Here is an 18,602-nt window from a genome sequence, read left to right on the forward strand (position 1 = left end):
ACAGGCAATAAAGCGCTTGAGTTCCGGGTCTGAAATGTGGTTGGCCTTTTAACCGAAAACCCTACATGTAGGGTTTTTTTGGCGCCGGGGTACAAGATAGTGCGTTTTGGGGAGTGTTGCAACGTACTACCTGTGGATAAACCTGTGCGTAAATTGTGGGTGAAACCTGGAATGAGCGTGTAAGCCGCGACGCTGCTGGATCGAGCCGTTTTTCAACGGTTTTCAATGATTGAAAACAGCCATTTGGATTTTTAAGGGCGCGAACCCTATCACACAATCCCCGGTTGTCCGAACGCATTTGCCGACTTGTTTTCTCGGCGGGCGGCGTTTATACAATCGGCCAGTAGACACGCATTCTTATCCTCCCCAATCATTACAAAAAGACGGGCGGATCCTTCCTTATTAGTGTTGTTGGCAAGCAGAGGTCACCCGTGGAGCAGCAAGAAGCCTGGCAGGTATTGATTGTCGAGGACGACCAGCGTCTGGCCGAACTGACCCGCGACTATCTGGAAGCCAATGGCCTGCGCGTATCGATCGAAGGCAACGGCGCCCTGGCCGCCGCGCGCATTATTAAGGAAAAGCCTGACCTGGTAATCCTCGACCTGATGCTGCCCGGCGAAGACGGCCTGAGCATCTGCCGCAAGGTCCGCGACAAGTACGACGGCCCGATCCTGATGCTCACCGCCCGCACCGACGACACCGATCAGATTCTTGGCCTCGACCTGGGCGCCGACGACTACGTGTGCAAACCGGTGCGCCCGCGCTTGCTGCTGGCGCGCATCCAGGCCTTGTTGCGCCGCAGCGAAGCGCCGGAAGTGGCCCCGGAAAAACTCCGGCGCCTGCAATTCGGCCCGCTGGTGGTGGACAACGCGCTGCGCGAAGCCTGGCTCAACGACAACGGCATCGAGTTGACCAGCGCCGAGTTCGACCTGCTGTGGCTGCTGGTGGCCAACGCCGGGCGCATCCTCTCCCGGGAAGAAATCTTCACCGCCCTGCGTGGCATTGGCTACGACGGCCAGGACCGTTCCATCGACGTGCGCATCTCGCGCATCCGCCCGAAAATCGGCGATGACCCGGAGCATCCACGCCTGATCAAGACCGTGCGCAGCAAAGGCTACCTGTTCGTGCCGGAAGCCTGCGTAGACCTGCCGCTGTGAATTCGATTTTCCTGCGCATTTACGGCGGCATGTGCGCGGCGCTGATCCTCGTGGCCGTGCTCGGGGTGCTGGCGCTGCATCTGTTGAACCAGGTGCGCAGCGAGCAATACCGCGAACGCCTGGCCCACGGCACGTTCTCGCTGATGGCCGACAACCTGCAACCGATGAACGAGACCGAACGTCACCGTGCATTGCTGGTGTGGGAGCGCTTGCTGGGCATCCCGCTGGCGCTGCAAACCTTTTCCCAGACCGACCTCGACCTGACCCAGCGCACCCGCGTGCTGCGCGGCCAGGCCTTGGTCGAGCAGACCGGGCCGCACGCGGCGAAGGTGTATCGCTTGGTCAGCGACAAGGAACAACTGGTGCTGACCGGCGAAGTGCAGCAGATCAGCGAACAACTGGCCCGGGCGACTATTTATCTGTTGGCAGATGAACTGGTGCGCTACCCGGTCGCCGAGCAACCCGCACGCCTGGCGCAATTGAAGGAAGACAAAGGCTTTGGTTTCGACCTGCGGTTGGTCAAGGTCGAGCAGGCGGACATGGACGAGGACCAGAGTCGCCGGGTGTCCGAAGGCGACACGGTGATGGCGCTGGGCAAGGGCGGTGATTCGATCCGGGTGTTTGCCGGCATGGTCGGCACGCCGTGGGTGCTGGAGATTGGCCCGCTGTTTCAGATGAACCCGTATCCGCCGGAGTGGCTGGTGCTGATTGCCGCGTTTAGCCTGACGCTGATCGGTTTGATCGTTTACCTGTTGGTGCGGCAACTGGAGCGTCGTTTGCGCGGTCTCGAAGCCGCCGCCACGCGCATCGCCAAGGGCAGCCTGGAAACCCGCGTACCGGCGCGCGGTGCGGACTCGGTCGGGCGCCTGGCCTCGGCGTTCAATGGCATGGCCGAGCACTTGCAGCAGTTGTTGGCGATTCAACGTGAACTGGTGCGCGCGGTGTCCCACGAACTGCGCACCCCGGTGGCACGTCTGCGGTTTGGCCTGGAAATGATCGGCTCGGCCACCACGCCCCAGGCCCTGGAGAAATACCGCGAAGGCATGGACCACGACATCGAGGACCTCGACAAACTGGTGGACGAGATGCTCACTTACGCGCGGTTGGAGCAGGGCTCGCCGGCGCTGAATTTCCAGCGGGTCGATCTGGATGCGCTGGTCAATCAAGTGATCGAAGAGTTGGCGCCGCTGCGCGCGGAAGTCACGGTGCAGCGCGGGTTGTGCCTGTCCGCCGCCGATTGCGACGATGCCTGGGTCGAAGCCGAGCCGCGCTACCTGCATCGCGCCTTGCAGAACCTGGTCAGCAACGCCATGCGCCACGCGCAGTCACGGGTGACCGTCAGTTATCAGGTCGGGCAGTTGCGCTGTCGGGTGGACGTCGAGGATGACGGGCCGGGCGTGCCGGAAGTGGCCTGGGAGAAAATCTTCACGCCGTTTTTGCGCCTTGATGACAGCCGGACCCGTGCGTCCGGTGGGCATGGGTTGGGGTTGTCGATTGTGCGGCGCATCGTGCATTGGCATGGCGGGCGGGCGCTGATCAGCAAGAGCAAAAGCCTGGGTGGGGCGTGTTTCAGTTTGAGTTGGCCGCGCAATCAGGAGAAGCGGTGAGGCTTAGCAAGTACCTGTAGCAGCTGGCGAAGCCTGCGTTCGGCTGCGAAGCAGTCGTAAATCCTGCGCACGCGGTTTACCTGGAATACGGCGGTGTCTTGTTTGGCGACTGCTTCGCAGCCGAACGCAGGCTTCGCCAGCTGCTACAGGCGGCGAACTTCAGGCTTTGAGACTGACCAGACTCAACAACTGCCCATCCTGCATCCCAAACTGCGCCTCCAGCTCCGTCCCGTTACGCCACTCACTGGACAAATCAGTGAGCAACCGCAGCCGCACCTGACCGTCCATCGTCCATTCCAGCACTTCCGCATGTTCGAAATAAAAGCGCTGCTGCACGATCGGGTACAGCGCCTTGAACAGGCTTTCCTTCACCGAAAACGTCAGGGTGACCAGCAGGGCCAAATGCTCGCGCCCGCCGGCAGCCATGCGCTGCAATTCCGGCGGCGTGAGGATTTCCCCGGCCAGGCGTTCGGCCCTTTCGTGGTTGAGCAGGTTTTCCAGGTCCATGCCCAAGCCGCGCCAGTGCGCCTTGTTCGCGACAATCGCTGCGGCCCGGCCGGTGCTGTGGGTGATCGAGCCGGTGATGTGCGCTGGCCACACCGGCGCGCGGTCTTCGCCTATCGCCGGGATAAAGCTCAGCCCTTCCAGTTGCTGCAACGCCGCCCGGGCGCAGACCCGTCCGGCGAGAAACTCCGCCTGACGCTTGGCCACCGAACGCTGAATACTCGCCGGCGGCGCGATGGCGCTGCGCTGGAAATCATCGAAGACCAATTGCGAGGTGTCGAAGTGCGTGCTCAGCAACACCGTATTGGGCAGCATCAACGGCAGCGGCCAATGGGCGTCGAGTGGGGTGCAGCAGGCGGGTAGGGCGGGGGCGGGATTCATGTCGGGCATTTTGCCGGGTTGGGTTGACGGTGGGTAGCCCTACGCCGATCGTTCCCACGTTCTGCGTGGGAATGCATCCAGTGACGCTCCGCGTTACATCCGCGAAGGGACGCGGAGCGTCCCGGGCTGCATTCCCACGGGGACCGTGGGAACGATCAGGGTTAGCCAAAGATTTTCTTGAAGAAGGCCTTCATATCCGCCCAGGAACTGTCATCCGCCGCCTTGTTGTAGCCAATATCCGGCCCGCCATGATCGCCATGACCCAACCGATCCGCATCCGGATTGGTGAACCCATGCTTGGCGTCCGCCAGGCTGACGAACTTGTAGTCAGCCCCAGCCTTGTCCATCTCGGACTTGAACGCCGCCACGTTATCCGCGGTGATCATGCTGTCCTTGGCGCCATGCTCGACGAGGATTTTCGCCTTGACGCTGCCCGGTGTCGCCGGGGTATTGGTCGCCAGCGCCCCGTGGAAACTCACCACGCCCTTCAACGGCAAACCCTGAAGCGCCGCATTCAACACCACGCCACCGCCGAAGCAATAACCGATGGCGGCGAGTTTGTTCGGGTCGGTCTGCGGCTGTTTTTTCAGCAGGTCGAGCCCGGCCTGGAAGCGGGCGCTGGCCACTGCGCTGTCCTTCAGCGCCTCTTGCATGAACGCCATGGCGTCCTTCGGATGCTCGGTGTTCTTGCCGCCGCCGTACATGTCGATGGCCAGCGCGCTGTAACCCAGACCCGCCAAATCCCGGGCGCGACGCTTGGCGTAATCGTTCAGTCCCCAGAATTCATGCACCACCACCACGCCCGGACGCGGGCCTTTAATGGCGTCGTCGTAGGCGTAATAGCCGATCATTTTTGTGCCGTCGGTGCTTTGGTAGGGGATTTCTTCGGTCTTGATCGCAGCCTGGGTCAACCCGCTCAAGGCCAGCAAGACGAGGGCAAGAAACATGCGCATGGTCGGATCTCCTATTAAGACAGTGATCAAAACAGCCTAGTCGATTTGATTCAGCTCAGGTTCAGAGTGCGTTCAGGGGGAGTTCAGGGCCGGGTGAGTAACCTTGCCCCGTACCCAAAAAGCGATAACGCATAAGGAAACTTCCTATGACTGGATTGAAAAAACTGCTGCTGGCTTTCACTGTTTTTGGCGCCAGTGCGGCAGCCAACGCCACCGACGGTAACTTCGCCGGCCTGACCCTCGGCCAGACCAGCGACAAGGTCAATAAATCCCACGCGCTGAACGACAACCTCAACAGCCCGAACGCCGACGGCGTGATCGGCAAGGACACCACCTGGGGTGTGCGTCTGGGCCAGCAAAACAGCCAGGGCCGGTACTACGCCACGTACGACAACGTGTCGGGCTCGCACAATGGCATTAAACTGCGGCAGGAAAACCTGCTGGGCAGCTACGATCTGTTCTACCCGGTAGGCGGCAGCACTAAACTGTTTGGCGGTGCCACGGCCGGTATTACCAAAATGACTCAGGAGTCTCCGGGCTTCAGCCGCGACAGCGACATCGGTTACGCCCTCGGCGGCCAGGTTGGCGTGCTGCAGCAAGTTTCCCAGAACACCTCGGTCGAGCTGGGTTACCGTTACCTGCGCAGCAATGCCAGCACTGAAATGAGCGAGCGCGGTGGCAGCAAACAGGGTTCGCTGGCCTTGAACAGCAGCGCCCAGACCTATCTGTCTGCGAACTACGCTTTCTAAAAGCAGTTCGCGACAGACCTGCGCCGGGTCACCCCAAAAGGGTGATCCGGCGTCGCCATGTTAGCCATCGAGGTGCGCGCACGTACCTCTGGAGATGTCGTTTTGCCCGGGAGAGCGTTATGAAATTGCTGGTCGTCGAAGATGAAGCGCTGTTGCGCCATCACCTGCAAACCCGCCTGACGGATAGCGGCCACGTGGTCGAGTCCGTGGCCAACGCCGAAGAGGCGCTGTACCAGACCGAGCAGTTCAACCATGACCTGGCGGTGATCGACCTCGGCCTGCCGGGCATGGGCGGACTGGACCTGATTCGTCAGCTGCGCTCCCGGGGCAAGACCTTTCCGATCCTGATCCTCACCGCGCGCGGCAACTGGCAGGACAAGGTCGAAGGCCTGGCCGCCGGCGCCGACGACTACGTGGTCAAGCCGTTCCAGTTCGAAGAGCTGGACGCCCGGCTCAATGCCTTGCTGCGTCGCTCCAGCGGCTTTACCCAGTCGACGATTGTCGCCGGGCCGCTGCTGCTCGACCTCAATCGCAAGCAGGCGTCCCTCGACGAACAGCCGTTGGCGCTGACCGCCTACGAGTATCGGATTCTCGAGTACCTGATGCGTCATCACCAGCAAGTGGTGGCCAAGGACCGCTTGATGGAACAGCTCTACCCGGACGACGACGAGCGCGATCCGAACGTGATCGAAGTGCTGGTCGGCCGTCTACGGCGCAAACTCGAAGGCCCGGCCGGGTTCAAGCCGATCGATACCGTGCGTGGTCTCGGCTACCTGTTCAATGAGCGCTGCACTTGATTCGTTCCCTTCGTGTCCGCCTGATGCTCGCCGCCACGCTGTTGGCGGTGCTGTTTATGCTGGCGTTGCTGCCGGCGATGCAGGGCGCGTTCAGCCTGGCGTTGCAGGATTCCATCGAGCAACGCCTGGCCTCGGACGTCACCACGTTGATTTCCGCCGCACGGGTGGAAAACAACCGTTTGCAGATGCCGTTGCAGTTGCCCGATGAGCGTTTCAACCTCACCGACAGCCGTTTGCTCGGCTACATCTACGACCGCGAAGGGCATCTGGTCTGGCGTTCAAAAGCCACCCAGGAAGAGAACATCAACTACAAACCGCGCTATGACGGGCGCGGTAACGAGTTTGCGCGGATTCGCGAAGCCAACGGCCAGGAATTCTTCGTCTATGACGTCGAGGTCAAGTTGCTGGGGGGCAAAAGCGCGGCGTTCAGCATCGTCGCCCTACAACCGGTGCGCGAGTACGAAGTCACCGTCGAAGGCCTGCGGGAAAACCTCTACCTCGGTTTCGGCGCGGCGTTATTGGTGTTGTTGGCGTTGCTGTGGATCGGTCTGACCTGGGGCTTGCAGGCGTTGCGCCGCTTGAGCCAGGAACTGGACGAAATCGAAAGCGGCGCCCGGGGCAGCCTCAGCGAAGAACACCCCCGCGAACTGCTGCGCCTGACCGGCTCCCTCAACCGCTTGCTGCAAAGCGAGCGTGAACAACGCAGCCGTTATCGCGATTCCCTCGACGACCTGGCCCATAGCCTGAAAACTCCGTTGACCGTGTTGCAAAGCGTCAGCGAGGACATGGCCCAGCGCCCGGCGGATCGCGATCAGGCCTGGGTCCTGCAATCGCAGATCGAACGCATGAGCCAGCAGATCAGCTATCAATTGCAGCGCGCCAGCCTGCGCAAAAGCGGCCTGGTGCGCCATCAGGTGCGCCTGCGCCCAGTGCTGCAAAGCCTGTGCGACACGCTGGACAAGGTCTACCGCGACAAGCGCGTGCGGGTCGCCTTCGATTTGCCGGAACAGTGTTATGTGCCGATCGAGCAGGGCGCTTTGCTGGAGATGATGGGCAACCTGCTGGAAAACGCCTATCGCCTGTGTTTGAGCGAAGTGCGCATCAGCGTGCGCGAAACCTTGAGCGGGATTGAGTTGTGCGTGGAAGACGACGGGCCGGGCGTGCCGCCGGATCAGCGCGCGCGGATTCTGCAAAGGGGTGAACGACTGGATCGCCAGCATCCGGGGCAGGGGATCGGGTTGGCGGTGGTCAAGGACATTATCGAGAGCTACAGCGCCCAGTTGACCTTGGGCGATTCGGCGTTGGGCGGGGCGGCGTTCCGGATTCATTTTTCGGTGGTTTAATGATCGTTCCCACGCGACCCGTGGGAATGCAGCCCGGGACGCTCCGCGTCCCCTCCAAAGCCGAACGCGGAGCGTCCGTTGAGGCATTCCCACGCAGAGCGTGGGAACGATCGGGGGGCTTCAGTTTTCCTGCGCGCGATAAGCCCCAGGCGTCAATCCGGTCCACTTCTTGAACGCCCGATGAAACGCCGAAGGCTCGGAAAACCCCAACTGCTCGGCAATCTGTTGCAACGACAGATCCGCCCGCCCCAGGTGATAAATCGCAATGTCCCGGCGCAACTGATCCTTCAACTCCTGAAAACTGCTGCCTTCTTCACGCAAATGCCGGCGCAAGGTCTGCGGACTGATGTGCAGGTGCGCGGCGACGGCTTCCAGATCCGGCCAGCGTGAACTGTCGCGGCTGAGCAAACGGCGCAACTGGCTGCTCAGACTGTCGCCGTCGTCCGGGCGCGACAACAGGTCGGCGGGGGAGCGTTCGAGAAAATGCTTGAGGGTCCGCTCGTCCTGCAACAACGGCATGTTCAGATAGCGACTGTGAAACAGCAGGCTGCTCTGTTGCGTCGAAAACACCTGCGGGCAGGGAAACAGCAGATCGTATTCCGCCCCGTGCTCGGGTTTCGGGTAACTGAACGTCGCCTGCTCCAGGCGAATGCGCTGGCCAATCAGCCAACTGCCCAAGCGATGCCAGATCACCAGCAGGCTCTCACTGAGAAAGTGGTCCGGGTCCCATAACTGTGCATCGTCGAGGCTCAGGCGGATCATTTCGCCTTCGCCGCTCAGGGTCAGGCGCGGAGCCTCGGGGAATAGGCTATAAAACAATAAGCCGCGCTGCAGTGCTTTATCGAGGTTGCGGCAGTGGATCAGGGCATGGCACATCATGGCGAAACTGCCGGGTTTGCTCGACGCCGGCCCGAATCCCAGGTATTCGTCGTCCAGCGCCAGCCACAGGCCCTGGATCAGCCGGGTGAATTGCTCCGGCGCGATGCGTGCCCGCGGCTCGTCGAGCAACTCGGGGCTGATCCCCAGTTGTAACAACAGGCCGGAATAATCATAGCCACGCCGACGCGCACCCCCGAGGGCGGCACGGGCGAAATGACTGGCGATGGTGCGTTCACGCATAGAAAGGCAGGTCCATCCATTAAGCGACCGATGGTAGCGGCAGGGCTTGCCGAGGAACAAGGCGGATATCCGCCAAATTGTAGGACGAGCTTTATAGGAACGGCGGAAATCCGCCACATTGCTGTAACCGAGCGGTGACAAAGAAAACCCTGCAGCCCTTGATGTCAAAAGGCTTGCAAGGAATTCGACGAAGGTGGCACGGGCTTTGCGATACTACCGGCAGATGCCTGCCGTTGCGCAGCTCGACAAAACAAATCCCTCCAGTGCAGGAGGGTTCGCAATTGAAGTGTCTTGGGCAACAGATGGATGTTGTCATGGGACACTCTTGAGGAACTTTGCAATGACGACTCGTCAGCCACTGTATAAATCCCTGTATTTCCAGGTGATCGTTGCCATCATCATCGGCATTCTGATCGGTCACTTCTACCCGCAGACCGGTGTGGCCCTCAAGCCGCTGGGTGACGGGTTCATCAAACTGATCAAAATGATCATCGCCCCGATCATCTTCTGCACCGTCGTCAGCGGTATCGCGGGCATGCAGAGCATGAAATCGGTGGGCAAGACCGGCGGTTACGCGCTGCTGTACTTCGAAATCGTTTCGACCATCGCTCTGCTGGTCGGCCTGGTGGTGGTCAACATCGTCCAGCCGGGTGCCGGCATGCACATCGACGTGACCACGCTGGATGCCTCCAAAGTCGCTCAATACGTCGCCGCGGGTGCTGATCAAAGCGTCGTTGGCTTCCTGCTGAACGTGATCCCGAACACCATCTTCGGCGCCTTCGCCACCGGCGATATCCTGCAAGTGCTGATGTTTTCGGTGATCTTCGGTTTCGCCCTGCATCGCCTGGGTGCCTACGGCAAGCCGATCCTCGACTTCATCGATCGCTTCGCCCACGTGATGTTCAACATCATCAACATGATCATGAAGCTCGCGCCAATCGGTGCCTTCGGTGCCATGGCGTTCACCATCGGCGCCTACGGTGTCGGCTCGCTGGTGCAACTGGGTCAGTTGATGGCCTGCTTCTACATCACTTGCCTGCTGTTCGTGCTGGTGGTGCTGGGCGGTATCGCTCGCGCTCACGGCTTCAGCGTGCTGAAAGTGATTCGCTACATCCGTGAAGAACTGCTGATCGTGCTGGGTACCTCTTCTTCGGAATCGGTACTGCCACGCATGCTGATCAAAATGGAGCGTCTGGGCGCACAGAAATCGGTCGTCGGTCTGGTAATCCCGACCGGTTACTCGTTCAACCTCGACGGTACGGCGATCTACCTGACCATGGCGGCCGTGTTCATCGCTCAGGCGACCGACACCCACATGGACATTACCCACCAGATCACCCTGCTGGTGGTGTTGCTGCTGTCCTCCAAAGGCGCTGCCGGCGTGACCGGTTCGGGCTTCATCGTCCTGGCCGCCACTCTGTCCGCTGTCGGCCACTTGCCGGTGGCCGGTCTGGCGCTGATCCTCGGCATCGACCGCTTCATGTCCGAAGCCCGTGCGCTGACCAACCTGGTGGGTAACGCGGTTGCTACCCTGGTGGTCGCCAAGTGGGTCAAGGAACTGGACACCGACGTGATGCAAGCCGAGCTGGCTTCTGGCGGTCGCGGTATCTCCGACGAACGCGTAGAAGACGACCTGGGTGTGGCTGAAGGCCCAACCCCAAGCAACGTCAAGTAAGACTGCCTGAAATGAAAAACCCGCTTCGGCGGGTTTTTTCATGCCTGCGGTTTGAGCGAAACGGTCATTTTTGCTGACCCATCAGGTGATTGCAGCAATGCCCTCGGCTGCCTAGTCTGAAGCATCGTTTACGGAGATCACCCATGCTCGGTCCATTGGCATCATTGAAGGTTCTGGATTTCTCGACATTGCTGCCGGGGCCGTTCGCCTCGTTGTTGCTGGCGGACATGGGCGCCGAGGTGCTGCGCATCGAATCGCCGACCCGCATGGACTTGCTGCGAGTGCTGCCGCCCCACGACCAGGGTGTCTCGGCCAGCCATGCTTATCTGAACCGCAACAAGCGCAGCCTGGCCCTGGACCTCAAGCAGCCCGAGGCGCTGGAGGTGATCAAGCAACTGTTGCAGGACCACGACATTGTGCTGGAGCAGTTTCGCCCTGGCGTGATGGAACGGTTGGGCCTGGGTTATGAAGCCTTGAAGGCGATCAACCCGAAGCTGATCTACGTCTCGATCACCGGCTACGGCCAGACCGGCCCCTACAAGGACCGCGCCGGGCACGACATCAACTACCTGGCGCTGGCGGGCCTGTCGAGCTACACCGGTCGCGCTGACAGCGGCCCGCTACCCTTGGGGATTCAGGCCGCGGACATTGCCGGTGGCTCGCTGCATGGAGTGATCGGCTTGCTGGCGGCGGTGATCGCCCGGCAGACGACGGGGCAGGGGCAGCATCTGGATGTGAGCATGACCGACTGCGCGTTCAGCCTGAACGCCATGGCCGGCGCCGGGTATCTGGCCTGCGGCGTGGAGCCGGGGCGCGAAGAGCAGATGCTCAATGGCGGCAGCTTCTACGACTATTACCGTTCCCGCGACGGCCGTTGGTTATCGGTGGGCAGCCTGGAACCGCCATTCATGCAGCAACTGTGTGCGGCGCTGGGGCGCCCGGAACTGGCAGCTCAGGGTTTGTCGCCCAAGCCCGCGCAGCAACAGGCGCTGAAGAACGAGTTGAAGATGGAATTCGAGAAGCATGACTTCGCCGAGTTGTGCGCGTTGTTTGCTGGGGTCGATGCGTGTGTCGAACCGGTGTTGAGTGTGGCCGAGGCGGTGCGGCATCCGCAGTTGCAGGCGCGCGGTGTGGTGACTGAGGTGCCTCGGGGGGATGGATTGTGCCAGCAACAGATGGCCTGTCCGTTGAAGTTTTCCGAGGGGCTGCCAGAGCCGCGGCATATTGGGGCGGCGGTCGGGGCGCATACGGACCAGGTATTGGGGGAGTTGGGGTTTAGTACACAGCGGATCGAGGAACTGCGAGCGGCGAAAGTCGTCATTTGATCGTTCCCACGCTCCGCGTGGGAATGCATCCCGTGACGCTCCGCGTCACAGTGGACGCAGAGCGTCCATGGCGGCATTCCCACGCGGAGCGTGGGAACGATCATCGAGCGGCTATTCGACCCGCATTTCCCCACTAAACACCAACGTGCTCCGGCATCTGCGGCACAAATACCGCCGACCCTGCCGCACCAAACCATGGCGTTGCGCCGAAAACGGGAAATCGCTGTCGGGGCACGGGCATTTGTAGATGTAGCGGGTCACGCTGCGGCGTTTGACGTCGTAGGTGTGGCAGCGATTGGGCGGCAGTTCGTACACGCCGCGCATGATCAGTTGCCACTCTTCGCCATGGGGCTGGATGCGGTCGCCGAACAGTTGATGGGCGATCAGGTGCGCGACTTCGTGGGCCACGGTCTGCTTGAGGAAGTCTTCGGTGTTTTCCCGGTACAGCTGCGGATTGAAGCGCAGCAGGTTCTCGTGCAGATGCGCGACACCGGCTTTCTGACCGCGCAGCTTGAGGCTCACCACGGGGCGTTTGAAGGTTCGTTTGAAAAAGGTTTCGGCTTGTTGGTAACAGTCTTCGACGCGGGTATTGAGTTGCTCGGGCATGCTTGATGGATCTCCAGAGACGTCGAGTATGCCGCAACCCTCAGGACTTGCGAATCAGTGAGGCGCCGAATGGTCATCCCCTTTTCCAATTAGAAGGCCGCCTTGCGGCGGCCTGTATTGGCAGATCTTGTTATAGGGAAAAGCTAGTTCGTATAGACCGGCCCCACGCCGAGTCCCCAGACAATAACGGTAAACGCCATGATGGCCACCAGCACCACCAGGCCTACAGCCAACACCGAGCTTGAAAACAGGAATCCCTCGTCCGATGGAATGTTCATGAAGGTCGGCAACCCCACATACAGCAGGTACACCGTGTAACAGATGGCGGCCGTACCAACGACCATCCCCAGCCACATGTGTGGATACAGCGCCGCCAACCCGCCGACGAACAGCGGTGTCGCGGTGTAGGTGGCAAATGCGACGCAACGGGCCAGGCTCGGATTGGCGTCATAGGTACGGGCCATCCAGTGCACGAACGCGCCCATGACCGCCACACCACCGAGCATCGCCACGTACGACATGATCGTCATCCATAGCGCACTCTCTGTCGTGAGCATGACCGGCGCCCGGCTGCCAATGACCCAGCCAACCTGGGTGGTGCCGATAAAGGCCGACACGGCGGGGATCGCCGCCAGAATCAGCGTGTGAGTGAGGTACATGTGGCTGATGCTTTCCTCTTGGTCGCCACGAATTTCTTTCCATTCCTGGTCGGGGTGGGTGAAGAGCCCCACTACGTGATGGATCATGCCAGTCACTCCTCTTGTTATTGCCATCGCCCCCCAGCGGAGCGCCTACGGGCCAAAGTGGCCAAGTAAGTAAAGGTCTGAATATGTATGCGACCTTATGTCGCAGTATAGAAAGGAGTTACCGGCGCAGGTTGCAGGGCTTTAGAGCAAATCGCGCTGTAAACACGGGGCTTAATCGCCGTAGGGTCTGTTGAAATGGGCCGTGCAGACATGACGCAATCTGTGTAGCAGCTGGCGAAGCCTGCGTTCGGCTGCGCAGCAGTCGTAAAATCAGCAACCTTGGTGCATCAGGCAAATCGCATAAGCTGGACTGGCGTCTGCTGCGCTGCCGAACGCAGGCTTCGCCAGCTGCTACAAAGAGCGCGTAGGCGCAGAGATTCTGAGCAGCGCCGGGCTCTTCGCCGACGATGGATTTTTGCGTAAAATGCCGGCCTTTCGTCACACCTCACGGATTTCGCGTCATGGGCACTCTCACGGTCAACCAGAACAAACTGCAAAAGCGCCTTCGCCGCCAGGCCGGTGAGGCGGTTGCCGATTTCAGCATGATTGAAGACGGCGATAAGGTCATGGTCTGCCTGTCCGGTGGCAAGGACAGCTACACGATGCTCGACGTGCTGATGCACTTTCAGAAGGTCGCCCCGATCCGGTTCGAGATCGTGGCCGTGAACATGGACCAGAAGCAGCCCGGTTTCCCCGAGCACGTACTGCCGGCGTATTTGAAAGCGCTGGGCGTCGAGTACCACATCGTCGAAAAAGACACCTACTCGGTGGTCAAGGAGCTGATCCCGGAGGGCAAGACCACCTGCTCGCTGTGCTCGCGCCTGCGTCGTGGCACGCTGTACACCTTCGCCGACGAAATCGGCGCCACCAAGATGGCCCTCGGTCACCACCGTGACGACATCGTCGAAACGTTCTTCCTCAACATGTTCTTCAACGGCACGCTCAAAGCCATGCCGCCCAAGCTGCGCGCCGACGACGGGCGCAACGTGGTAATCCGCCCGCTGGCCTACTGCAACGAAAAAGACATCCAGGCCTACGCGGATTTCAAGCAATTCCCGATCATTCCGTGCAACCTCTGCGGCTCCCAGGAAAACCTGCAACGCCAGGTGGTCAAGGACATGCTGCAAGAGTGGGAACGCAAGACCCCGGGGCGCACCGAAAGCATTTTCCGCAGTTTGCAAAATGTGCAGCCGTCGCAACTGGCGGACCGCAACCTGTTCGACTTCGCCAACCTGCGCATCGACGAGACCGCCGCTTCGCGGTTCGTCAATGTCGTGAACCTCTGACGGTTCGAACCACTCAGACAAACGGCGCTCGCGGGCGCCGTTTTTATTTCATTGCTCAGGAGAGGGCATGCGCGATTACAAGTGGCTGCACGAGTACTGTCTGAACCGCTTCGGTTCGGCGGCTGAACTGGAAGCCCATCTGCCGGTTCCCAAGACCCCGGCGCAATTGCGCAAGATCAGCGATGACCGTTACCTCTCGACCATGGCGCTGCGGGTCTTCCGCGCCGGGCTCAAGCACAGCCTGGTGGACGCCAAGTGGCCGTCCTTCGAAGAAGTGTTCTTCAAGTTCGACCCGGAAAAAGTCGTGCTGATGAGCGCCGAACACCTGGAGCGCCTGATGCAGGACGCGCGGATCATCCGCCACTTGGGCAAGCTCAAGAGCGTGCCGCGCAATGCGCAATTCATCCTCGACGTGGCCCATGAAAAGGGCAGCTTCGGCGAACTGATCGCCGAGTGGCCGGTGACGGATATCGTCGGCTTGTGGACCTTCCTGAAAAAGCGCGGTCATCAATTGGGCGGGCTGTCGGCGCCGCGCTTCTTGCGCATGGTCGGCAAGGACACGTTTGTGCCGAGCTACGACGTGGTCGCGGGATTGAATGCGCAGAAGATCGTCGACAAGGTGCCGACCAGCCAACGGGACCTGGCGTTGGTGCAGGACGTGTTCAACCAGTGGCATGAACAGAGTGGCGGGCGGGCGATGAGCCAGATTTCGATGATGCTCGCGTACACCGTGAATCATTGACGCGGATGATCGTTCCCACGCTCTGCGTGGGAACGATCACTGTAGGCAGTCAGGCGACCGAAATCTCGCCTTCCCCCGCCAACTTGCGATTCAACTGAAACCGCCACCGCACATACAACAGCGCCGAGCAAAACACCGCGAGGCTCGCGCCCATCTCCAGCAACCCGAACAGCTGCCGGTTCGGGTCATACGCGGCCAGTGCGCCCTTGATGAAATACAGGTTCACCACAAAGCACATCCACGAATGCCCGCGGGCGCTGCCGACAATCATTCCCGGCGCCAGCAACAGCAGCGGCACCAGTTCGATCAGCAAAATCACCCATGGCCGCGCGCCATGCAGATCGGCGACCAATAGGTAGTAAGCGCACAGCAAACCCACCAGAGCGAAAAAGCACAGCAGGCTGACCGCGCGCATCGCCCGCACACGCGGTTCGAGCCATGCGATCGAGGGCAGTATCTTCGGCTTCTTCGCCATGTCAGCCCTCCAGTTTCTGCGCGGTCTTGCCCAAGCGCAGGCCCAAGGCCCGGCACAGCGCGACTTCATGTTCATTCAAACCCTGTTTGCCGTCGGCACCGGCGTGATGGCTGGCGCCGTACGGCGTGCCGCCGCCACGGGTTTCCAGCAACGCCGACTCGCTATAGGGCAGGCCGGTGATCAGCATGCCATGGTGCAGTAACGGCAACATCATCGATAGCAGGGTGGTTTCCTGGCCGCCGTGCAAGCTCGCGGTGGAGGTGAACACCCCGGCCGGTTTGCCGACGAGGGCGCCGGTCAGCCACAGGTTGCTGGTGCCGTCGAGGAAGTATTTGAGCGGCGCCGCCATGTTGCCGAAGCGGGTCGGGCTGCCGAGGGCCAGGCCCGCGCAGTTCTTCAGGTCGTCGAGGCTGGCGTACAGCGCACCTTCGTCGGGAATGTCCGGTGATACCGCTTCACACTCGGTGGAGATCGGCGGCACGGTACGCAGGCGCGCTTCCATCCCCGACTGCTCGACGCCACGGGCAATCTGCCGGGCCATTTCATTGGTCGAGCCGCTGCGGCTGTAATACAGGACCAGAATGTACGGCGCGCTCACGGCAACAGCTCCAGCACATTCTCCGGCGGACGGCCGATGACGGCTTTGTCGCCGACTTCCAGGATCGGCCGCTCCATGAGTTTCGGGTGCGCGGCGATGGCCGCGATCAATTGTGCCTCGCTCAGCGTCGCGTCGGCCAGGTTGAGGGTTTTGTATTCGTCTTCACCGGTGCGCAGCAGTTGCCGGGCATTGATGCCGAGCTTTTTCAGCAGGCCCTGAAGTTGAGCGGCGTCCAGCGGGGTTTCGAGGTAGCGCACGACAGTCGGGGTCAGGCCACGGGCTTCAAGGAGTTCGAGCGCACCGCGGGATTTCGAGCAGCGCGGGTTGTGATAAAGCGTCAGATCGGTCATGTGCGGGTCGCATCTTGCGTAAGGTGACGGCTATTCTAACTGTGCAGCGCGCAATCCAGAACCTCGGGAGGCGATGGGTCGCAGGCGCATTCAATTTTGAACAAGGATCACGACATGAATAGGCGATTGGCAGCAGCATTGGCGATCATCGGGGCGCTGATGCTGGGGGGCTGCGGTAACGACTATGGCCTTGACCAGGACGGTCACAAAGTCGCGGCGGGGCGCCTCGATAAACAATGGCTGGTGCTCAATTACTGGGCTGAGTGGTGCGGCCCGTGCCGGACCGAGATTGCGCAGTTGAATGCCTTGGCCGAAGAACTCAAGGGCAAGAAGATCGGTGTGTTCGGGGTCAACTTCGACAACGTGCAGGGCGAAGAGCTGAAAAGCGCCAGTGAAAAACTGGGGATCAAGTTCACTGTGCTGGCCCAGGACCCGGCGGAGCTTTTCGATTTGCCACGCAGCGAAGCGCTGCCGGTGACGTACATCATCGATGACAAGGGCAAGGTGCGGGAACAGTTGATGGGTGAACAGACGGCGGCGGGGGTGATGGCGAAGCTGGAAGAATTGAAGGCGACTAACTAAGCAGATGGGCCGTGACACGATCTGTAGCAGCTGCCGAGGTACGAGGCTGCGTTCGGCTGCGAAGCAGTCGTGAAATCAGCGTATGCGGTCTTACAGAAAGACCGCATGCTCAGGGTTTACGACTGCTTCGCAGCCGAACGCAGCCTCGTACCTCGGCAGCTGCTACAAGGGCTGCGGCGGGTCAATCAACCCTCTTCAAGCCACCAACGCAGTGGTTTGCCTTCGGCCGGCCAGAAGCGCATCTGGTCGATCGGCGAGATGTCCCAGCGCTGCACATTTTCCAGAGCCTGCAGGAAACGCTTTTCCTGCTCCATCAACGCCGGAGCGCACAGCTTGCGGGTGCTGCCGACTTTGCCGAAGCTCAGCTTGTCACCTTCCAGGGTGTAGGGCGCGAACCAATGGTTGCAGCCGCCATTGCCGTAGGCGCGACCGTCGTCACCCAGGGTAATGGTCAAATGACTGTAATCCATCAGCGGACGTTCGCCGATCCATTCCAGAATGTAGCTGCGGTTCTGTTGCAGTTGTACCGGTTCGGCGGCGCAGCCCATCAGACTGGCGCCCACCATGGCCGCCAGGGCAAGGTGTTTCATCACGCAGGCTCCTGGCATGTCGGGCACAGGTGTTTCTCGCCAACGGTGGTCCAGCCCAACTCGGCAATCCGCGCAGTGGCGGCAGGCTTTTCAGCCTTGTTGCCCAGCTTGGCGTCGACCGCGAACTCGAAGCTCAGTTCTTTGGCGCAGCTGTCGCAGTTGACCTTCCAGGTGTGGATCGCCAACTCACCGAACACCGGACCACTGGCCACCGCGACCCATTGGCCGGGCGGGTTGATCAGGTGGCGAACGGTTTCGACGGTCAGGCGCATGGACAAGTCCTTGGCCCCTTTGAGGGTGACGACCAGCACGTCATTATTGCGAATCGAGCCGCCATTACCGGTGACTTGATAACGCCCCGGCACCAGGGCGCGGCATTCGGTCAGGGTGTGCTGCGGGTTCATCAGGGTATAGCGGAAATCGTGTTCGACCATGGGTCCTCCAAATATGCGCGGTATGCTAGCACGGGCATCAACGCAGCATGGCGCGGGCATGTGACCTTCGATCAGGTTCAAATTCCCCCTGCACTCATGGCACACTGCCGCTTTTGCACGCCTAAGGAATGGAAATGGCCTGGACCGAATGTTTTGAATGCAAAAAGAGCATCAGCTCTGCGGCACACACCTGCATTCATTGCGGCGCACCTTTGGTGGCGGAACCAGCGAACACCTCCAGGGCTACGCCGATCTCCTTCGGGCAGTTGCCGCGGGATGCGCACGTGCCCGAGGTGTCGTTTGCCCCTGCCGAACCGGAACCGAAGGTCGAGCCAACGCCGGAGATTCCACCCGCGCCGGTTTCGCGGCACCGCCGCCGGGGCGTTCTAACACCGAATACGCCGGCAGCCGCCACGTGGCCACGTCCGGTGGAAGGTTGGCTGAAAATCATGGCATTTTTACTGCCACCATTTTTTGTCTGGTTTTTGCTGCGTCCCGGGCATTCCCTGCAACAGCGCCTGATCGGCTTCGGTTGGCTGGGGTTGATGATCCTGGCGTCTTCGATCGGCCCCAAGCCCTGAGC

Annotated in this window: 21 protein-coding genes; 11 read left to right on the forward strand and 10 right to left on the reverse strand. The window is 60.9% G+C overall.

Annotated features, from left to right (window positions below):
* Positions 1 to 431 precede the first annotated feature (431 nt).
* Complete coding sequence (locus HKK53_RS28720) at positions 432 to 1,157, forward strand: response regulator (RefSeq protein ID WP_169373544.1); 726 nt, start codon at positions 432 to 434, stop codon at positions 1,155 to 1,157.
* A complete protein-coding gene (locus tag HKK53_RS28725; RefSeq protein ID WP_169373545.1) occupies positions 1,154 to 2,764 on the forward strand; it encodes an ATP-binding protein in 1,611 nt (536 codons plus the stop codon). The genes HKK53_RS28720 and HKK53_RS28725 overlap by 4 nt, the downstream gene beginning before the upstream one ends.
* Positions 2,765 to 2,923: 159 nt before the next feature.
* Here the strand turns inward: HKK53_RS28725 and HKK53_RS28730 are convergent, their stop codons facing one another.
* Both HKK53_RS28730 and HKK53_RS28735 read right to left on the reverse strand, forming a co-directional pair.
* On the reverse strand, positions 2,924 to 3,649 hold the full coding sequence (locus HKK53_RS28730; RefSeq protein ID WP_202027612.1) for a 4'-phosphopantetheinyl transferase family protein: 726 nt from the start codon (positions 3,647 to 3,649) through the stop codon (positions 2,924 to 2,926).
* A 161-nt stretch (positions 3,650 to 3,810) separates the two neighbouring features.
* On the reverse strand, positions 3,811 to 4,602 hold the full coding sequence (locus HKK53_RS28735) for a dienelactone hydrolase family protein (protein WP_169373547.1): 792 nt from the start codon (positions 4,600 to 4,602) through the stop codon (positions 3,811 to 3,813).
* A gap of 146 nt (positions 4,603 to 4,748) precedes the next feature.
* Here HKK53_RS28735 and HKK53_RS28740 point away from each other — a divergent pair, with 146 nt between their 5' ends.
* From HKK53_RS28740 to HKK53_RS28750, 3 genes are all read left to right on the forward strand, one after another.
* Positions 4,749 to 5,351, forward strand: coding sequence for an outer membrane beta-barrel protein (locus HKK53_RS28740; protein ID WP_169373548.1), 603 nt, complete (start codon positions 4,749 to 4,751; stop codon positions 5,349 to 5,351).
* A 119-nt stretch (positions 5,352 to 5,470) separates the two neighbouring features.
* Positions 5,471 to 6,148, forward strand: coding sequence for a response regulator (locus HKK53_RS28745; RefSeq protein WP_008029360.1), 678 nt, complete (start codon positions 5,471 to 5,473; stop codon positions 6,146 to 6,148).
* Positions 6,145 to 7,491: an ATP-binding protein gene (locus HKK53_RS28750; protein WP_169373549.1), complete on the forward strand. Its 1,347-nt coding sequence runs from the start codon at positions 6,145 to 6,147 to the stop codon at positions 7,489 to 7,491. The genes HKK53_RS28745 and HKK53_RS28750 overlap by 4 nt, the downstream gene beginning before the upstream one ends.
* A 120-nt stretch (positions 7,492 to 7,611) precedes the next feature.
* Here HKK53_RS28750 and HKK53_RS28755 read toward each other — a convergent pair whose 3' ends face one another.
* Positions 7,612 to 8,610, reverse strand: a complete 999-nt coding sequence (locus HKK53_RS28755) for an AraC family transcriptional regulator (protein WP_169373550.1) — start codon at positions 8,608 to 8,610, stop codon at positions 7,612 to 7,614.
* Positions 8,611 to 8,950: 340 nt separating this feature from the next.
* Between HKK53_RS28755 and HKK53_RS28760 the strand changes: the two genes are divergently transcribed.
* Complete coding sequence (locus HKK53_RS28760; RefSeq protein ID WP_169373551.1) at positions 8,951 to 10,285, forward strand: dicarboxylate/amino acid:cation symporter; 1,335 nt, start codon at positions 8,951 to 8,953, stop codon at positions 10,283 to 10,285.
* Positions 10,286 to 10,428: 143 nt separating this feature from the next.
* A complete protein-coding gene (locus HKK53_RS28765; RefSeq protein WP_169373552.1) occupies positions 10,429 to 11,610 on the forward strand; it encodes a CaiB/BaiF CoA transferase family protein in 1,182 nt (393 codons plus the stop codon).
* A 111-nt stretch (positions 11,611 to 11,721) separates the two neighbouring features.
* On the opposite strand, the gene HKK53_RS28770 is transcribed toward HKK53_RS28765, so the two are convergent.
* Both HKK53_RS28770 and HKK53_RS28775 read right to left on the reverse strand, forming a co-directional pair.
* Positions 11,722 to 12,216 (reverse strand): SprT family zinc-dependent metalloprotease, encoded by a 495-nt coding sequence (locus tag HKK53_RS28770; RefSeq protein ID WP_169373553.1) that lies wholly within the window; start codon positions 12,214 to 12,216, stop codon positions 11,722 to 11,724.
* Positions 12,217 to 12,359: 143 nt separating this feature from the next.
* Positions 12,360 to 12,962: a Yip1 family protein gene (locus HKK53_RS28775; protein ID WP_133840438.1), complete on the reverse strand. Its 603-nt coding sequence runs from the start codon at positions 12,960 to 12,962 to the stop codon at positions 12,360 to 12,362.
* Between the two features lie 461 nt (positions 12,963 to 13,423).
* Between HKK53_RS28775 and ttcA the strand changes: the two genes are divergently transcribed.
* Positions 13,424 to 14,248 carry a tRNA 2-thiocytidine(32) synthetase TtcA gene (gene ttcA, locus HKK53_RS28780; protein WP_169373554.1) on the forward strand — a complete coding sequence of 275 codons (825 nt, stop codon included), beginning with the start codon at positions 13,424 to 13,426 and terminating at the stop codon, positions 14,246 to 14,248.
* 67 nt (positions 14,249 to 14,315) lie between these two features.
* Positions 14,316 to 14,990 carry a DNA-3-methyladenine glycosylase I gene (locus tag HKK53_RS28785; protein ID WP_054054851.1) on the forward strand — a complete coding sequence of 225 codons (675 nt, stop codon included), beginning with the start codon at positions 14,316 to 14,318 and terminating at the stop codon, positions 14,988 to 14,990.
* A 49-nt stretch (positions 14,991 to 15,039) separates the two neighbouring features.
* On the opposite strand, the gene HKK53_RS28790 is transcribed toward HKK53_RS28785, so the two are convergent.
* The 3 genes from HKK53_RS28790 to arsC are packed head-to-tail and all read right to left on the reverse strand — an operon-like array spanning position 15,040 to position 16,413.
* The gene (locus HKK53_RS28790; RefSeq protein WP_169373555.1) at positions 15,040 to 15,465 is read right to left on the reverse strand and encodes a DUF2069 domain-containing protein; all 426 of its coding nucleotides are present in this window, start codon (positions 15,463 to 15,465) and stop codon (positions 15,040 to 15,042) included.
* 1 nt (position 15,466) lies between these two features.
* Positions 15,467 to 16,063: an NAD(P)H:quinone oxidoreductase gene (wrbA, locus tag HKK53_RS28795; RefSeq protein WP_133840441.1), complete on the reverse strand. Its 597-nt coding sequence runs from the start codon at positions 16,061 to 16,063 to the stop codon at positions 15,467 to 15,469.
* On the reverse strand, positions 16,060 to 16,413 hold the full coding sequence (gene arsC, locus HKK53_RS28800; protein ID WP_169373556.1) for an arsenate reductase (glutaredoxin): 354 nt from the start codon (positions 16,411 to 16,413) through the stop codon (positions 16,060 to 16,062). The genes wrbA and arsC overlap by 4 nt, the downstream gene beginning before the upstream one ends.
* A 114-nt stretch (positions 16,414 to 16,527) precedes the next feature.
* Between arsC and HKK53_RS28805 the strand changes: the two genes are divergently transcribed.
* Positions 16,528 to 16,995 (forward strand): TlpA disulfide reductase family protein, encoded by a 468-nt coding sequence (locus tag HKK53_RS28805; protein WP_169373557.1) that lies wholly within the window; start codon positions 16,528 to 16,530, stop codon positions 16,993 to 16,995.
* Between the two features lie 185 nt (positions 16,996 to 17,180).
* Here HKK53_RS28805 and HKK53_RS28810 read toward each other — a convergent pair whose 3' ends face one another.
* Together HKK53_RS28810 and HKK53_RS28815 are read right to left on the reverse strand one after the other, a co-directional pair.
* Complete coding sequence (locus tag HKK53_RS28810) at positions 17,181 to 17,585, reverse strand: META domain-containing protein (protein ID WP_169373558.1); 405 nt, start codon at positions 17,583 to 17,585, stop codon at positions 17,181 to 17,183.
* Positions 17,585 to 18,019 (reverse strand): hypothetical protein, encoded by a 435-nt coding sequence (locus HKK53_RS28815; RefSeq protein ID WP_169373559.1) that lies wholly within the window; start codon positions 18,017 to 18,019, stop codon positions 17,585 to 17,587. Before HKK53_RS28815 ends, HKK53_RS28810 begins: the two co-directional genes overlap by 1 nt.
* 134 nt (positions 18,020 to 18,153) lie before the next feature.
* Between HKK53_RS28815 and HKK53_RS28820 the strand changes: the two genes are divergently transcribed.
* Entirely contained in the window at positions 18,154 to 18,600 is a 447-nt protein-coding gene (locus HKK53_RS28820) for a hypothetical protein (protein ID WP_169373560.1), read from the forward strand.
* Positions 18,601 to 18,602 lie beyond the last annotated feature (2 nt).

The organism is Pseudomonas sp. ADAK7, assembly GCF_012935675.1.
Lineage (GTDB): Bacteria > Pseudomonadota > Gammaproteobacteria > Pseudomonadales > Pseudomonadaceae > Aquipseudomonas.

What these genes read in the sequence shown, in the direction of transcription:
- HKK53_RS28735 (WP_169373547.1), bottom strand. Translation starts at nt 4,602, where the DNA reads ATGCGCATGTTTCTTGCCCTCGTCTTGCTGGCCTTGAGCGGGTTGACC.
- HKK53_RS28805 (WP_169373557.1), top strand. Translation starts at nt 16,528, where the DNA reads ATGAATAGGCGATTGGCAGCAGCATTGGCGATCATCGGGGCGCTGATG.
- HKK53_RS28745 (WP_008029360.1), top strand. Translation starts at nt 5,471, where the DNA reads ATGAAATTGCTGGTCGTCGAAGATGAAGCGCTGTTGCGCCATCACCTG.
- HKK53_RS28755 (WP_169373550.1), bottom strand. Translation starts at nt 8,610, where the DNA reads ATGCGTGAACGCACCATCGCCAGTCATTTCGCCCGTGCCGCCCTCGGG.
- HKK53_RS28775 (WP_133840438.1), bottom strand. Translation starts at nt 12,962, where the DNA reads ATGATCCATCACGTAGTGGGGCTCTTCACCCACCCCGACCAGGAATGG.
- ttcA (WP_169373554.1), top strand. Translation starts at nt 13,424, where the DNA reads ATGGGCACTCTCACGGTCAACCAGAACAAACTGCAAAAGCGCCTTCGC.
- HKK53_RS28785 (WP_054054851.1), top strand. Translation starts at nt 14,316, where the DNA reads ATGCGCGATTACAAGTGGCTGCACGAGTACTGTCTGAACCGCTTCGGT.
- HKK53_RS28760 (WP_169373551.1), top strand. Translation starts at nt 8,951, where the DNA reads ATGACGACTCGTCAGCCACTGTATAAATCCCTGTATTTCCAGGTGATC.
- HKK53_RS28815 (WP_169373559.1), bottom strand. Translation starts at nt 18,019, where the DNA reads ATGGTCGAACACGATTTCCGCTATACCCTGATGAACCCGCAGCACACC.
- HKK53_RS28730 (WP_202027612.1), bottom strand. Translation starts at nt 3,649, where the DNA reads ATGAATCCCGCCCCCGCCCTACCCGCCTGCTGCACCCCACTCGACGCC.
- HKK53_RS28765 (WP_169373552.1), top strand. Translation starts at nt 10,429, where the DNA reads ATGCTCGGTCCATTGGCATCATTGAAGGTTCTGGATTTCTCGACATTG.
- HKK53_RS28820 (WP_169373560.1), top strand. Translation starts at nt 18,154, where the DNA reads ATGGCCTGGACCGAATGTTTTGAATGCAAAAAGAGCATCAGCTCTGCG.
- HKK53_RS28770 (WP_169373553.1), bottom strand. Translation starts at nt 12,216, where the DNA reads ATGCCCGAGCAACTCAATACCCGCGTCGAAGACTGTTACCAACAAGCC.
- arsC (WP_169373556.1), bottom strand. Translation starts at nt 16,413, where the DNA reads ATGACCGATCTGACGCTTTATCACAACCCGCGCTGCTCGAAATCCCGC.
- HKK53_RS28790 (WP_169373555.1), bottom strand. Translation starts at nt 15,465, where the DNA reads ATGGCGAAGAAGCCGAAGATACTGCCCTCGATCGCATGGCTCGAACCG.
- HKK53_RS28810 (WP_169373558.1), bottom strand. Translation starts at nt 17,585, where the DNA reads ATGAAACACCTTGCCCTGGCGGCCATGGTGGGCGCCAGTCTGATGGGC.
- HKK53_RS28740 (WP_169373548.1), top strand. Translation starts at nt 4,749, where the DNA reads ATGACTGGATTGAAAAAACTGCTGCTGGCTTTCACTGTTTTTGGCGCC.